This window comes from Candidatus Acidiferrales bacterium, from assembly GCA_035934015.1.
Taxonomy (GTDB): Bacteria; Acidobacteriota; Terriglobia; order Acidiferrales; family UBA7541; genus DAHUXN01.
In genome coordinates this window covers 473,460-487,115 of record DASYYH010000011.1, presented here as the reverse complement: position 1 = coordinate 487,115, position 13,656 = coordinate 473,460, and the positions used below count along the sequence as shown (strand labels likewise).

At 54.5% G+C, this 13,656-nt stretch carries 14 protein-coding genes; 7 read left to right on the top strand and 7 right to left on the bottom strand.

What is annotated here, in order from left to right; all coding sequences use genetic code 11:
* Nucleotides 1-660 precede the first annotated feature (660 nt).
* From VGR81_07200 to VGR81_07190, 3 genes are read right to left on the bottom strand one after another with little or no spacing between them, the layout of a single operon-like run.
* Nucleotides 661-888, bottom strand: coding sequence for a hypothetical protein (locus tag VGR81_07200; protein HEV2288721.1), 228 nt, complete (start codon nucleotides 886-888; stop codon nucleotides 661-663).
* Nucleotides 889-940: 52 nt separating this feature from the next.
* Nucleotides 941-3,457, bottom strand: coding sequence for a heavy metal translocating P-type ATPase (locus VGR81_07195; protein ID HEV2288720.1), 2,517 nt, complete (start codon nucleotides 3,455-3,457; stop codon nucleotides 941-943).
* 10 nt (nucleotides 3,458-3,467) lie between these two features.
* On the bottom strand, nucleotides 3,468-4,667 hold the full coding sequence (locus tag VGR81_07190) for a hypothetical protein (protein ID HEV2288719.1): 1,200 nt from the start codon (nucleotides 4,665-4,667) through the stop codon (nucleotides 3,468-3,470).
* Between the two features lie 176 nt (nucleotides 4,668-4,843).
* Here VGR81_07190 and VGR81_07185 point away from each other — a divergent pair, with 176 nt between their 5' ends.
* On the top strand, nucleotides 4,844-4,966 hold the full coding sequence (locus VGR81_07185) for a hypothetical protein (protein HEV2288718.1): 123 nt from the start codon (nucleotides 4,844-4,846) through the stop codon (nucleotides 4,964-4,966).
* Here the strand turns inward: VGR81_07185 and VGR81_07180 are convergent.
* Nucleotides 4,948-5,295 (bottom strand): metal-sensitive transcriptional regulator, encoded by a 348-nt coding sequence (locus tag VGR81_07180; protein HEV2288717.1) that lies wholly within the window; start codon nucleotides 5,293-5,295, stop codon nucleotides 4,948-4,950. The genes VGR81_07185 and VGR81_07180 overlap by 19 nt on opposite strands.
* A gap of 93 nt (nucleotides 5,296-5,388) precedes the next feature.
* Nucleotides 5,389-5,910 carry a TlpA disulfide reductase family protein gene (locus VGR81_07175; protein ID HEV2288716.1) on the bottom strand — a complete coding sequence of 174 codons (522 nt, stop codon included), beginning with the start codon at nucleotides 5,908-5,910 and terminating at the stop codon, nucleotides 5,389-5,391.
* 101 nt (nucleotides 5,911-6,011) lie between these two features.
* Between VGR81_07175 and VGR81_07170 the strand changes: the two genes are divergently transcribed.
* The 6 genes from VGR81_07170 to pnp all read left to right on the top strand — a co-directional run bounded on the left by VGR81_07170 (nucleotide 6,012) and on the right by pnp (nucleotide 11,280).
* Nucleotides 6,012-7,031, top strand: a complete 1,020-nt coding sequence (locus VGR81_07170) for a glycosyltransferase (protein HEV2288715.1) — start codon at nucleotides 6,012-6,014, stop codon at nucleotides 7,029-7,031.
* Nucleotides 7,028-7,441 (top strand): 6-carboxytetrahydropterin synthase, encoded by a 414-nt coding sequence (locus tag VGR81_07165; GenBank protein ID HEV2288714.1) that lies wholly within the window; start codon nucleotides 7,028-7,030, stop codon nucleotides 7,439-7,441. Before VGR81_07170 ends, VGR81_07165 begins: the two co-directional genes overlap by 4 nt.
* Nucleotides 7,438-7,854 carry a 6-carboxytetrahydropterin synthase gene (locus VGR81_07160; GenBank protein ID HEV2288713.1) on the top strand — a complete coding sequence of 139 codons (417 nt, stop codon included), beginning with the start codon at nucleotides 7,438-7,440 and terminating at the stop codon, nucleotides 7,852-7,854. The genes VGR81_07165 and VGR81_07160 overlap by 4 nt, the downstream gene beginning before the upstream one ends.
* Nucleotides 7,855-7,868: 14 nt before the next feature.
* A complete protein-coding gene (folE, locus tag VGR81_07155; GenBank protein ID HEV2288712.1) occupies nucleotides 7,869-8,480 on the top strand; it encodes a GTP cyclohydrolase I FolE in 612 nt (203 codons plus the stop codon).
* Nucleotides 8,481-8,642: 162 nt separating this feature from the next.
* Nucleotides 8,643-8,909, top strand: a complete 267-nt coding sequence (gene rpsO / locus VGR81_07150; GenBank protein ID HEV2288711.1) for a 30S ribosomal protein S15 — start codon at nucleotides 8,643-8,645, stop codon at nucleotides 8,907-8,909.
* A gap of 220 nt (nucleotides 8,910-9,129) precedes the next feature.
* Entirely contained in the window at nucleotides 9,130-11,280 is a 2,151-nt protein-coding gene (gene pnp, locus VGR81_07145) for a polyribonucleotide nucleotidyltransferase (protein ID HEV2288710.1), read from the top strand.
* A 144-nt stretch (nucleotides 11,281-11,424) separates the two neighbouring features.
* Here pnp and murA read toward each other — a convergent pair whose 3' ends face one another.
* Complete coding sequence (gene murA / locus VGR81_07140) at nucleotides 11,425-12,687, bottom strand: UDP-N-acetylglucosamine 1-carboxyvinyltransferase (GenBank protein ID HEV2288709.1); 1,263 nt, start codon at nucleotides 12,685-12,687, stop codon at nucleotides 11,425-11,427.
* A 7-nt stretch (nucleotides 12,688-12,694) separates the two neighbouring features.
* Nucleotides 12,695-13,630, bottom strand: a complete 936-nt coding sequence (gene murQ / locus VGR81_07135; protein HEV2288708.1) for an N-acetylmuramic acid 6-phosphate etherase — start codon at nucleotides 13,628-13,630, stop codon at nucleotides 12,695-12,697.
* Nucleotides 13,631-13,656: the final 26 nt, after the last annotated feature.

The following is a 13,656-nucleotide window of genomic DNA, read 5'->3' as shown; positions in this document are numbered from 1 at the left end:
CGGTGAAACGCAAACTCTCGGCTCGCGCACCCGGTCGCACGCTGCGCATGCAAGGCCGTCAAGCCCTGCTGCTCGGTTTGAGTTTCAATTTGTATCGCCTGTAGCATCGACGCCTTTTTCATAGGATGTCAACAGAGCCATGAAGACCCAAGAGCCGTGCCGGACCAGAAGCTCAGGAATAGCTTGCGTCTAGTTTGGAGCATAATCTATGAAATTGGAGCTTCCACGCAAATCGCAAGAACAAAATGCTTGATGAGCACAAGCACGAATGGGATTTCAAAGATCATACAAAACTGGGAGCAACTTCCCAATTTGAAGTTTCAAGGAAGGAGGCGGCCAACCCCTATTACAGCTAACTCTTTTCGATTCAGTTCGCGACAGCCCAAAGAAAGCCTTGTGCCATTGGCAGAAGGTTTGCTCTTAGGAATTGTGGGTCGCGTTCCACAACGTGGCTCATCGCGATGTGGCAGAGGAGGAAGGGGCTCGGCCACGGAGCTTTGAGAAACGTTTCCCACCTGCCTCTGAGAGGGAAGCTAGGATGGATGACCCCAAGATCTGGTCTCGCCTAGGCCGGATCATCGGAACGTGGCCTTTCGGGGCTGCCGATCCCAAGCGGGAGCCCCATTTTTCTTCACAAAGACCGAAGACGCTGCCACTCACTTAATTTTGCATGACTCGCCCAACCACAGGGATTTTCGCCATGCGCAGCACGTGTTCGACTTCAGTTTCCTTGAGCCGTGACGCGTCGTAATCAAACTGCAGCCAATTTTTCTTCTCGTCGAGGCGAAACGTCTGCAGTCCATACGTGTTTGCGAATTGCGCCAGCGCGCGCAGCTGTTCGTTCCTCAGAGGCTCTTGCAATTTATAAGTCATGCGCATGAATGTCATACCCGCATTATAGCAAAGAAAAATTGTGCGGCGAATGGCGCAGATTCTCAGTTCATAGAGAGGTGTGCCGGAGCCGAAGCGCGTTGGCAATAACAGAAACAGAACTGAACGTCATGGCCGCACTGGCGATGATCGGGCTCAATAGTAACCCGAAAAATGGATATAAGACTCCTGCGGCGATTGGTATGCCTACGCTGTTGTATGCGAAGGCGAAGAAGAGATTTTGGCGGATATTGCGCATAGTTTTTTCGCTCAGATGACGCGCACGGACAACGCCCCGCAAATCGCCCTTTATGAGCGTCATTCCCGCCGATTCGATAGCAACATCCGTGCCTGAACCCATGGCGATGCCAACATCGGCTGCAGCCAGCGCTGGCGCATCGTTAATGCCGTCGCCAGCCATGGCGACACTACGTCCCTGCGACTTCAATTCCTTCACGACTCTAGCCTTATCCTCCGGAAGAAGTTCGGCAACAACTTTGTGGATACCAAGCTTGCGCGCGACAGCATCCGCGCTCTCGCGGCTGTCACCAGTGAGCATGACAAGACGCAGTCCCTCTTTACGAAGCTGCGCAATCGCCTCCAGCGTCGTTTCTTTAATAGGATCGGCAATGGCGATTGCGCCGGCTTCGCGCCCATCGATGGCAACGAAAATAAGCGTTTGGTCCCCATGGTCCTTACTGGCTACTGAAGTGTCTCGTTCAATACCCATCTCTCGCAAGAGCGCAGCATTTCCGAGAGCGACCTGATGCCCAGCGACTCGGCCGGTTATTCCCTTACCGACGAATGAGCGAAATTCAACAGCGCTTTCGATTTGCAGCTCTTGCCGCGCAGCTTCAGCGAGAATGGCTGCGGCCAAAGGGTGTTCGCTTGCCCGTTCCACGGCAGCCGCAAACTGCAAAACATCTTTAGCGTTCCATTCTTTCGTTGGTTGGATCGCGGCGACCTGCGCTTTTCCCTCGGTAAGCGTGCCGGTCTTGTCGAAAACGAGCGTATCGACGCGCTCCAGAATCTCAAGGGCCTCGGCATCCTTGAAGAGAACGCCGACAGCGGCGCCACGACCAGTTCCGACCATAATAGCCATCGGTGTGGCCAAGCCAAGGGCGCATGGGCAGGCGATGATAAGGACCGCAACAGCATTGAGCATTGCGTGCGCAAAACGCGGCGAAGGACCAAACAAAGCCCAGCAAATAAACGTAACCACGGCGGTCAGTATTACCACAGGCACAAAGTATCCTGAGACTTTGTCGGCGAGCTTTTGAATTGGCGCCCTGCTGCGCTGTGCCTCACTGACCATCTGCACAATCCGCGCAAGCAGAGTTTCGCTCCCCACGCGCTCCGCACGCATTATAAAACTGCCGGTTCCGTTTACTGTCCCACCCACCACACGGCTGCCAGCGACTTTTTCGACTGGAATCGGCTCGCCAGTAATCATCGATTCATCAACCGAACTAACGCCATCCAGAACAGCTCCATCGACAGGAATTTTTTCGCCAGGGCGAACGCGCAGACGATCGCCACGGTGAACTGCTTCAAGTGGGATGTCTCTTTCTGTGTCATCTGCCTCCACTTGACGTGCCGTCTTTGGAGCCAATTGCAGCAAGGCGCGAATCGCGCCGCCGGTACGCTCACGCGCACGCAATTCAAGCACCTGGCCCAGCAGCACGAGCGCCGTTATCGTTGCCGCAGCCTCGAAGTAGATCGGCAACGCGCCGGACGCGCCGCGAAATTGGTTGGGGAAAATGCCGGGAAAGATGATCGCGATGAAACTATAGACATACGCTGTACCCGTGCCCATGGCGATCAGCGTAAACATGTTCAAACTGCGATTGCGAAGGGAAGTCCAGCCCCGTTCGAAAAACGGCCACCCGCCCCAAAGCACGACGGGCGATGCGAGAGCAAGTTCAATCCACGCGCTAATTGACGAAGAAATCGAAGCTTTCCATGCATGCCCCATCATCGCAAACATAAGAAGCGGTACGGTCAAGGTGGCGCTAATCCACAAGCGACGCTTCATTAAAGCGAATTCCGGATTAGCCTCCCCGCGCGCCTGCACGGTGCGAGCTTCGAGCGCCATGCCGCAGATGGGGCATGTACCAGGTTCGCCCCGAACAATTTCCGGATGCATAGGGCAGGTGTATTCGATTTTCTGCAAGAGTGCAGGCGGGGTCAACGGCTCAAGAGCCATGCCACATTTTGGACAGGGCCCAGGTTGGTTCACACGAACTTCCGCATCCATCGGACAAACATAAATTTCTCCAGCAGGTATCTTGGCCCCCGTGCCCGATTGTGCAGCCATGGTTCCGGCAATAGGCGCAGCGTCAGGTTTGGGTCGCATGGGCGCAATCGTGACCATCGATGCGTTCGCCCGCTGCGTGGCGAGATACTTTTCTGGAGCATCTGTAAATTTCTTCGCGCAACCTTCGCAACAAAAATAATAGGGTTTGCCAAGGTATTCACGTACAGCGCGCGCTCTTGCCGGATCGACGCGCATGCCACAGACAGGATCGATCGCGAGATTGGACTGCTCGGCTGGAGGTCCCGATGCGGATATGTGTTCGCTGCTCATTTGTCGAGCATCACCTGTTCGGCCTGAGCTGAAAGTGTAGGTAGAAATTCACCCTCAGAGGATGTGCGCCGTAATAGGGAACGATTGCCGTAGGTAGCGTGTACGTTGAGAAATTTGCCCCGATGCCGGTTTCGAGGGAAGGCAAGAGCGGAAAATAGTGCGTATAGCCAAGCGTGTAGGCATCGATACGGAATGTCGTCATGCCCGCCGTATCTTGCAACTGCTGCTCGATGGCCGGCTCCGCAGCAAACAATTCATCTTTATCGACGGATTCCCAGCGTCCCGTCAGAAAATTTCTTTCAGTGAGTGGAAATACCGACTCAAGCAAAAATGCATTTGTGCCCAAGTCAGTTAAGGTATTGTGATTGCGCCCGAAAACGAAACTCGTCGACCAGTCGGCGCGTTCCATGGGCCGCGAATATTCCGCAGATGCTGTGGTGCGTACGACATCTCCCGGCTCAAGAGTTTCCGGTTGCATCAGCCTTCCGATAGAAACCTGCGCCGCCCAATTCCGCGTTGGAAATACGGACAACCGAGTTGACCACGAGTCCATCACGCCAGCTCCAACGTTCCAGCGATTTTCATTTGGTTCGCCTCCATGAAAGCCGCTCGCTTCGAGGCGTACAATTTTGTATTTCACACCGATCGTCGCAACTTCGTATGAAATGTGGGTCGAATCCTCCCAGTGATGGCCGATCGGGGCTTGCGAAATTTCGGCCGCGGAAGCGCGGTGTGGGTACGCGACGGGCCCGAGCGCGGGATCGCCCACTGGCGCGAAATATGCTTCAACAATTGCATTTTCGCCCAAGGGCCGCGCGTAGTGCACGCCGGCTCCCATCACAAAATTATGCGGATGTTGACCGTTTTCAATTGGTTCACCATAGGCAGTCTCACCAGTTTGGAAAAGTAGAGGGTATTCTCGATCGGTGATGGTCGTCGGTTCTAAGCTAAGCATCAAATCGAAAACGAAAGCGCCGCTGCCAGCAGCATGCTCCGCAGATCCCATGAAAACGTTCGTGGAATAAAGTTTGTCGGCGCCTCGCGAACCGGATTGCTGCGTGTCCGTTACGAATGCATCGCCCATAAAATTCAAATTCCAGTTCCCACGCGAGAGCATGCGCATTGGCATAGGCGCAGAGAGCGGATTCATGCTTGTTCCCGAAGCCTCTTGCATCAGCAATTCCGCAGCCGCCGGCAGAAGCATTGTCATGCCCTTCATGCTGGTTATTGAGGCATTCTGCTTCATAATTTCACTCGCGATCCCGGCTGTCTCGGGGCTAAGTCTGTCTTCATTCGGCAGTTTTCCCATACATAGCAATGTGCATTCATCCGCGCCCATGCTTTTCGAAAAACAGCTCCGCCCCGCTTTCGCAGCGGGAGAGAAAAATGAAACGGCAAGGGCCAGCGCAACTGGGGCCATTCGACAAACGATCCGCGGCCGACGCCTTCCGCACCGAGATTCTTTCTTTGCCCACATATGAAATTTTCCTCTATCGCGAATACTTGTAGATTAAGTCAAGCAGTTCATCGTACGCCGCCTCTGCATGTCGCGCCCCGCCTTTGCGAATAGCATCGGTCGCACAGTGTCGCAGGTGGTTCCTCATTAGATTTCGCCCCACTCCGCGCAGCGCTTCTTGCACTGATGAAATCTGCACAAGAATGTCGGCGCAATAACGGTCCGCCTCGACCATTTTCTGCAAACCGCGCACCTGCCCTTCAATTCGCCGCAGTCTCTTCAAGTTTGTGCGTCGGATCTCAGGGTCGACAGCGACAGCTTTCCTCCCGCGTATTTTGGTTTCGCAGCCACATTCGGCGCGCCTGTCGTGCTCGTTTTTCATCGAAAGCATTTTTCCTCGAAACTAAAATAACATACCCCCTCCCCCTATGTCAAAGGGACGCACCGCGACTAAGAAGGCCACGCCCGTGCAAGACTAGTTCTTGCCGAGAAGGGACTTAAGGTACGCCGTCATTTCGGGGCTCATCCAATCCTGCGCTCCGACGAGCTTGCGGGCGATTTTTCCTCGCTGATCGATAATGTACGTTTCGGGATAAACAAGAGTGCCGTATTCCGAGGGTATTTTCGAGTCTGGGTCGCGGTAGGTCGGATAGTCGATTCCATTCGTCTGCAGAAATTGCGCATAAACTTGTGCATCGCTGTCGACACTGATGCCTAGCACTACGCCGCCCTTCGGGCCGATTTCACGTTGTAGCGCGACCAGAGAAGGCGTTTCCTCTACGCAAGGTGGGCACCATGTCGCCCAGAAATTGAGCACGACAACCTTCCCGCGCAAATCGGAAAGTTGTTCCGGGCTCCCATTCAATTCAAACGAAAATGGTTTTGCCATGGATCCTGCTGGACTCGCCTCGCCGTACTTGTAACTGGGCATAGCAAACAAAATCAGCAGCCCGACGACAGCTCCCAGCATAATTCCACTTAGGATTTTCCTTTTCATTTTCGCCTTGGATTAACATTTTATACCAGTGTGATATATTTTTCATGAGTCTTGGGTTGTTTTGCTTGACCAGCTCCATTTCTTTCTCTCATCGCATAGCGATGCCTGAAATCTCTGCAATCGTACCGGCGCGCAACGAAGAAGCGAATATCGAGGCATGCGTAACGAGCCTCGCTGCACAGCCAGAAATCGCCGAGATTATCATCGTCAATGACGCGTCGACGGATCGCACAGGCGAAATTTTGCGTGGCCTTTCGAAAACCCAACCGCAATTGAAAGTTCTCGATGCGGATACACTTCCTGATGGCTGGCTTGGCAAGAACTTTGCCGCTTGGTCTGGTGCTCAGGCGGCATGCAGCGAATGGCTCTTGTTCACCGATGCAGACACGGTTCTTCTTCTTGGAGCGGCGCATCGCGCTCTTATAGATGTTCGCGCGCACGACGCGGCGCTCGTTTCGTATTCTCCCGAACAGATCACCAAGACTTTCGCCGAGCGCGCTTTGATTCCGTTTATCTATTGCCGGCTTTCGAGAAAATTTAGCTTCGCGCGTGTAAATAATCCTTCTCTGGCAGATGCTGCCGCAAACGGCCAGTTCTTGCTTATTCGCCGCGATGCGTACGAGCAGATAGGAGGGCACCGTTCCGTCGCAAGTTCTGTGCTCGAAGATGTCGCTTTGGCGCACCGGATCAAGCAGGCCGGATTGCACCTCTATTTTGCAACCGGAAAGGGAATCGCTCGCACGCGAATGTACCGAGGCTTGCGCCCCATGTGGGAAGGCTGGACGAAAAATCTTTACCTTCTGCTCGGTGGAACTCGCAGCGCAATATTGCAAGAATTTTTGAAAATCGTTCCTTGGCTCGCCGTAGCTCTAATCGGGACTGGACTGCTGCTAAGCGGCGAGCTTGGCAGGTGGCTTGTAGTAATCGGATTCACTGATCTCCTGGTGAGGCATGCCCTCTACAGTCGCGAACTAACCGCGAATCGTTATTCCCTGTGGTTCATCCTATACTACGTACCAGCGGTTATTCTCTACGCTGTGGCAATGGGCGCTTCCTCATGCAAATATAATCGCGGTGAGGTGACCTGGAAGGGGAGAAAATATCTCGTTAAAGAACCATGATGCGCATCACGCGAAAACTCGAATTTTCTGCCGCGCACTTTTATCACAATCCCGACCTGTCCCCTGAAGAGAATCGCCGAGTCTTTGGAAAGTGCAACAATCCGCACGGCCATGGGCACAATTATGTTGTGGAAGTGACAATCGCCGGCGAGCCTGACCCGGAAACTGGAATGATTCTGGATCTGAAGGAACTCAAGGAAATTCTCGACCGTGAAGTCATGCAGCGCCTGGATCATCGCCACTTGAATTACGAAGTGCCGGAGCTCGCTGGCAAGATCCCGACGTGCGAGGAAATCGCATCTGCGCTATGGCAAATCCTTGAGCCCAAGATCCATCACGGTCGATTGGATCGGATTCGCTTGTATGAGTCTCCGGATCTATTCGTGGATTGTGTGAGGAACAGCGCGTGAAGCTCTCACTGAATCGCCGCTATTCGTTTCCGGCGTCGCATCGGCTATTTCGTCCGGAATGGACGCACGAGCAGAATGCCAAGATTTTTGGCAAGTGCGCAAATCCTCATAGTCACGGGCACAATTACACGGTCGAAGTGGGCGTTCGCGGACCGGTAAATCGAGCGACAGGAATGATCGCGAACCTCGCGGACCTCGACAGGTTTGTTCGAGAGAAAGTGCTCGACCATTTTGATCATGTGTACTTAAACGAAGAGGTCCCAGAATTTCGCGATTGCGTCCCAACGACGGAGAATCTCTGTCGTGTAATCTTTCGCCGGCTTTCTGGTTTTCCACATGCATGCCTTGTGCGCGTGCGGATCGAAGAAACGGCGAAGAACAGCTTTGAATATACTGTTGATGAGCACGAGTAGGCCAAGGAGTTTAAATGAGCAAAGAAATCACCGAAACGGAAACCATACGTTTAGCAGGAGCCGGTGAAGAAACGATTGCCGATCTCGTTCGGCGCATGATCGTCTTGCTCGGTGAAGATCCCCATCGGGAAGGTCTGCGCCGCACGCCTGAGCGTTTTGAGAAGGCCGTGCGCTATTTGACGAGCGGTTATCGGCAAGACTCCGACAAATTGCTGAATGGCGCGACGTTCAGCGTCTGCTATGACGAGATGGTGGTTGTCAAAGACATCGAAGTGCACAGTCTCTGTGAGCACCACTTGCTGCCATTCTTCGGAAAATGCCATGTTGCCTACATTCCATCAAAGAAAGTCATAGGTCTGAGCAAGATTGCGCGCTTGGTCAACATGTTCGCCCGCCGCCTGCAGATTCAGGAGCGCCTGACCAACCAAATCGCCGAAGCCATTCAGCAGAAGCTTAGTCCGCAGGGAGTCGGCGTCATTATCGAAGCGAAGCATCTTTGTATGGTTATGCGCGGCGTTGAGAAGCAGCACTCGTCCGCAGTGACCAGCGCCATGCTGGGTGCATTCCGCGAGAACAAACAGACGCGCGACGAATTTCTGGCGCTCGTCAACGGGAAGCATACATAACCGGTCCAGCACTTTTGGCCGTGAAGTTATGCTTTCGGCGGCAACACCATCTGAATCATGAAAAAATAAAATTCTTCTATTAAACTTGCGTTCATCTGTGCTACGCTTTTTGGGACACGGAAGAGACAACGCTTAGAGCAGGGTGTGGAGATTCAGGAGGGAATTGAGTTGAGCGAGGCCAAAATAGGCGTCATCGAGCAATACCGGCGGGCCGAGAAGGACACCGGTTCTCCGGAAGTGCAGATTGCACTTCTCAGTGAACGCATCAGCTATTTGACCACGCATCTCAAATCCCACGTAAAGGATCATTCTTCACGGCGCGGCCTCATTATGATGGTGAATCGCCGCCGTCGGCTTTTGGAATACCTGAATCGCCGCGACCCAGATCGGTACCGCGAGATTGTCGAGAGACTTAGTTTGCGCAAATAGGACGGCTTATTCAGAAAGCCGATTGCACTCCCATCCGGAAGTACCTTCTCCGCATCGAATTGACTTGTGGGGCCGCGTGGGTAATTGTGTGCGCAAACCTTATTCCGCAAGCGCGTAGCCTTTTTTATGCTCCTCAACTGTGATCTCTTCCTGAAAAGCAGGAATTTTCTCCTGTAACGTGAAAACGCTCCGGCATACCGGACGCAGAAGGTGAATTGGAATGGCACATCAAACTAGTGTGGAAATTGGCGGACGCCAGATGAGTTTCGAGACGGGCAAGATGGCCCGTCAAGCCAACGGAGCCGTTGTGCTTCGTTATGGCGACACGGTCGTTTTGTCGACCGCGTGCATGGATAGCAAAGCAACTGAAAAGGATTTTCTCCCGTTAACTGTCGATTATCGCGAGTACACCTACTCCGCCGGGAAAATTCCCGGCGGGTTTTTCAAGCGGGAAGGCCGGCCGACCGAGCGCGAGATTCTTGTTTCGCGGCTGATTGACCGTCCGCTCCGTCCGCTCTTTCCAGAGGGCTGGTCAACCGAAACGCAAATCGTGAGCATGGTGCTTTCTGCCGACAGCGAGAACGACCCCGATGTCCTCGGCGTTACCGCGGCTTCCGCTGCGCTTTATTGCTCGAACATTCCTTTTAACAATCCTATCGCCGCCGTGCGCGTCGGTTTACTCGATGGCCGCTTGACCGTCAATCCGACAGTCGCCGAACAGAAAACGAGTCTGCTCAATATTGTTGTGGCGGGTTCGGAAGAAGCTATCGTGATGGTTGAGGCCGGCTCGCTCGAAGTTTCTGAAGAAACTGTCGCCGATGCGCTTGCCTTCGGACACGAGCAAATCAAGAAGATCATTGGTGCAATCCGCGAACTTCACAACGTGATCAAGCCGCAAAAGGCGCAGGTCACGCCACCAGCATTCGACGAGGCGCTCGCCAAGCAGATTGAGTCAAAGTATGGCGAACGCCTGCATGACGCGCTCGATACCGCGAGGTACCCCAAACTCGAAAGCTATACTCGCGTTTCCACAATCGAAAAGGAAATGCTGGAAGCTATCCCCGAGGAAGAAAACGACAAACGCAAACTGGCTGTTCGTGCGTTTGAACGGCTCCGCGAACGCATTTTCCGCGATGATGTCGTCAAGAAACACCGCAGACCGGACGCTCGCGCATTCGATCAAATTCGGCAAATTACTTGCGAAATCAGTTTGTTACCTCGCGTCCATGGCTCGGCACTTTTCACGCGTGGCGAAACGCAATCCCTCGCAACGGTCACGCTCGGCACGAAAGACGACATGCAGCGCCTCGATCTGCTCTTCGAGGAAGACGTCTTCAAACGCTTTATGCTGCATTACAATTTCCCTCCGTTTTCTGTCGGCGAAGTGAAAATGCTTCGCGGACCAGGTCGTCGCGAAGTCGGCCACGGCGCATTGGCCGAGCGTGCGCTTGCAAACCTCATTCCATCGGAGGCGGAGTTCCCGTATGCGGTCCGTGTCGTGTCGGACATTCTCGAGTCGAACGGTTCGTCCTCGATGGCTTCCGTCTGCGGTGGCTGTCTCGCACTGATGGATGCCGGCGTGCCGATTAAGGCACCGTGCGCCGGTATCGCAATGGGTTTGGTCGTTGAAGACGATAAGTACGCGATTCTCACCGACATCGCCGGTGCGGAGGATCATTACGGCGACATGGACTTCAAAGTTGCGGGCACGCGGCAGGGAATTACCGCGCTGCAGATGGATATTAAGGTCACCGGGGTCAGCATCGCCATGATGCGCGAGGCGCTCGCACAAGCGCGCAAGGCACGACTGGAGATCCTCGACATAATGGAAGCCGCGATTTCCTCCCCGCGCACTGAGATTTCCGTCTACGCACCACATCTTTCCACACTCACGATTCCTACGGACAAAATCCGCGACCTGATCGGACCCGGCGGCAAGAATATTCGTGCGATCACTGAGGCGACCGGATGCAAAATCGACGTCCTCGACGACGGCACGGTGCACATCTTCGGCGTCAACGGCAAGGCTGCAGAAGAGGCTCTCAATCGCGTTCGCATGGTTACTGCCACCGCTGAAATTGGCAAGACTTATCTCGGCAAAGTGGTCCGTATCGCCGAATTTGGTGCATTCGTTGAGCTCTTTCCGGGCACGGATGGACTTCTGCACATCAGTGAGATTGCCGAACAACGCATCCGCTCCGTGCGCGATGCGCTCAAGGAAGGCGATCAAGTGATGGTGAAGGTTCTCGCCATCGAAGGCAATAAGATCAAACTGAGCCGCAAAGCTCTGTTGCGGGAGGCTCGCGAAAAGCAAAAGACTCCTGAGCAAACAAACGGTGGCCAGGCATCGGCTGCGGAAGCTGCTAGCTGACAGCTGCCCGCAGCTGTAAACATATAAAAGGCGAAGAGGGAAGCGCAATTTTGCTTCCCTTTTTATTTTCTGGTCGGAAACGGCTGTTTGCAGAACGGTTCGAAGCGATCAAAGAACTCGGCAACGCGTCTGTTGGATTTGCGCCTAATTGATGCGCTCAATCCGCGCGCCCAGCGCGCGCAGTTTGTTTTCAATCCTCTCGTATCCTCTATCGATGTGATAGACGCGGTCTATATACGTTGTGTTGTCGGCAACGAGCCCCGCAAGCACCAGCGACGCGCTCGCGCGCAAATCCGAAGCGATGATCGTCGCCCCACTCAGCGGCGTGGGTCCGTGGACGATGGCCTTGCGGTCTTCGATCTCTATATTTGCGCCCATGCGTAGTATCTCGCTTGCATGCATGAATCGATTCTCGAAAATTGTCTCCGTGATGACGGATGTGCCTTCCGCTTGCGTCGCCAGCGCCAGATACTGCGCCTGCATATCCGTTGCGAATCCGGGATATTCCTCCGTTGTCACGTCCGCTCCGCGCAGCTTTGCGGGGACTCGCACGCGCAGACTGCTGCCGCCTTCGGGAGTAATCTCAACGCCACACTCGTGGAGCTTGCCGATGATGGCGCTCAAATGTTTTGGCTCGCAGTTAGTGAGTAGAATCTCGCCGCGAGTAATTGCTCCTGCAACTAGGAAAGTTCCAGCTTCGATGCGGTCGGGGATCACTTTGTGCGTCGCGCCATGGAGTTTCGCAACGCCATGCACGCGAATCATCGATGTGCCTGCGCCTTCGATTCTTGCCCCCATTTTGATCAGTAGGTCAGCTAAATCGGTCACCTCTGGCTCGCGCGCGCAGTTGGTCAGTACCGTCTCTCCTTCGGCCAGCGTCGCTGCCATCAGTATGTTTTCCGTTCCAGTAACGGTGATTTTGTCGAAATGAATCTCCGCGCCGCGCACCCGGTTGGCTCGCGCTTCGACATATCCGTGGTCGATGTTTATACTTGCCCCCATTTTTTCGAGGGCCTGGATATGCAAATCGATCGGCCGTGCGCCAATCGCGCATCCCCCAGGGAGCGAGACACGCGCATAACCAAATCTCGCGACCAGCGGTCCCAGCGTCAGCACAGACGCCCGCATAGTCTTCACCAATTCGTACGGTGCTTCCGTATGTGAGATCTCTTCCGTTTGAATAGTCATCGCGGATGGCGGAAGATCCTGCGCGACGACGTGCGCTTTCATGTGCGCCAGCAGCTTTGCCATCGTGATGATGTCGCGTACGCGCGGCACATTGTCGAGGTGGACTTTTTCCGAGGTCAATAGCGCTGCGGCCATGATCGGAAGAGCAGCATTCTTGGCGCCGCTGATCCGCACGGTTCCTTCCAGCCGCTTCCCGCCCTCGATTTTGAATCGGTCCATCGCCTTCTCAGTTCTGCGCCGCGACACGCGCGGAGCGACCCGCACTCGCAATGGCTTCACGTATGTTGCCATGATAAGCCGCCAATCTGGCTCGCGCTGTCCTCGCATCCAGCCTGGCCTTCAGCATCACCACCGCCACACGCGAATCGTCTCCTGCTTGACCCAGTGCGTGTCTCGCAGTCAACAGAGTCGTACCCGTGGCTTCAGCCAGATTCCTCAGCGCTCTTTGCCGTAACTTCTGATTTGTCTTCGCCACATCGATCATCCAATTGTCGTAGATGTGGCCGAGACGAACCATCGCCGTGGTAGAAAGCATGTTCAGCACCATCTTCTGCGCCGTTCCCGATTTCATCCTCGTCGAACCGGCGATGACTTCCGGTCCCGTCAGCGGGGCGATCGTCAAATGCGCCGCGCGCGAAATTGGGGTTTTTCGGTTCGTGGTGACCGCAATTGTGTACGCTCTGTGCCTGCGGGCGAACTTGAGGCTAGCAAGAACGAATGGTGTCGATCCACTGGCGGCAAGGCCGACGACAACGTCGTGTCGCGTCAATTTCCGCGTTCGCAACTCCTGGGCTCCGGCGTTCGCGTCGTCTTCTGCGCCCTCGACGGACTCTGTAATGGCTCGTTTCCCTCCAGCAATGATTCCTTGCACCATCGTCCGTTGCACACCGAACGTCGGCGGGCATTCCGATGCATCCAGAATCCCGAGCCGACCGCTTGTTCCTGCTCCTATGTAAAACAGCCGGCCGTTTTTTTTCAGCCTTACGACAATCTCATCCACGGCCCGCGCGATCTTCGGAAGCTCCCGCTCTACCGCAGTCGCAACAAGGGTATCTTCGCGGTTAATAATCCGTACAATTTCCCGCGTGGTTTTCAGATCGAGATTCCGCGAACGCGGGTTGGACTTCTCTGTTCTAGCGTATCGCGATCGGGCGGAATTCACAGGAGGGATTATAACCGTCCATAAAG

Coding starts and splice junctions, on each gene's coding strand:
- folE (HEV2288712.1), top strand. CDS start 7,869: ATGAGCAAAGAAATCACCGAAACGGAAACCATACGTTTAGCAGGAGCC.
- VGR81_07200 (HEV2288721.1), bottom strand. CDS start 888: ATGACATTCATGCGCATGACTTATAAATTGCAAGAGCCTCTGAGGAAC.
- VGR81_07180 (HEV2288717.1), bottom strand. CDS start 5,295: ATGAAAAACGAGCACGACAGGCGCGCCGAATGTGGCTGCGAAACCAAA.
- VGR81_07190 (HEV2288719.1), bottom strand. CDS start 4,667: ATGACAATGCTTCTGCCGGCGGCTGCGGAATTGCTGATGCAAGAGGCT.
- VGR81_07165 (HEV2288714.1), top strand. CDS start 7,028: ATGATGCGCATCACGCGAAAACTCGAATTTTCTGCCGCGCACTTTTAT.
- murA (HEV2288709.1), bottom strand. CDS start 12,687: ATGGACCGATTCAAAATCGAGGGCGGGAAGCGGCTGGAAGGAACCGTG.
- VGR81_07185 (HEV2288718.1), top strand. CDS start 4,844: ATGAAACGGCAAGGGCCAGCGCAACTGGGGCCATTCGACAAACGATCC.
- VGR81_07195 (HEV2288720.1), bottom strand. CDS start 3,457: ATGAGCAGCGAACACATATCCGCATCGGGACCTCCAGCCGAGCAGTCC.
- pnp (HEV2288710.1), top strand. CDS start 9,130: ATGGCACATCAAACTAGTGTGGAAATTGGCGGACGCCAGATGAGTTTC.
- VGR81_07175 (HEV2288716.1), bottom strand. CDS start 5,910: ATGAAAAGGAAAATCCTAAGTGGAATTATGCTGGGAGCTGTCGTCGGG.
- VGR81_07170 (HEV2288715.1), top strand. CDS start 6,012: ATGCCTGAAATCTCTGCAATCGTACCGGCGCGCAACGAAGAAGCGAAT.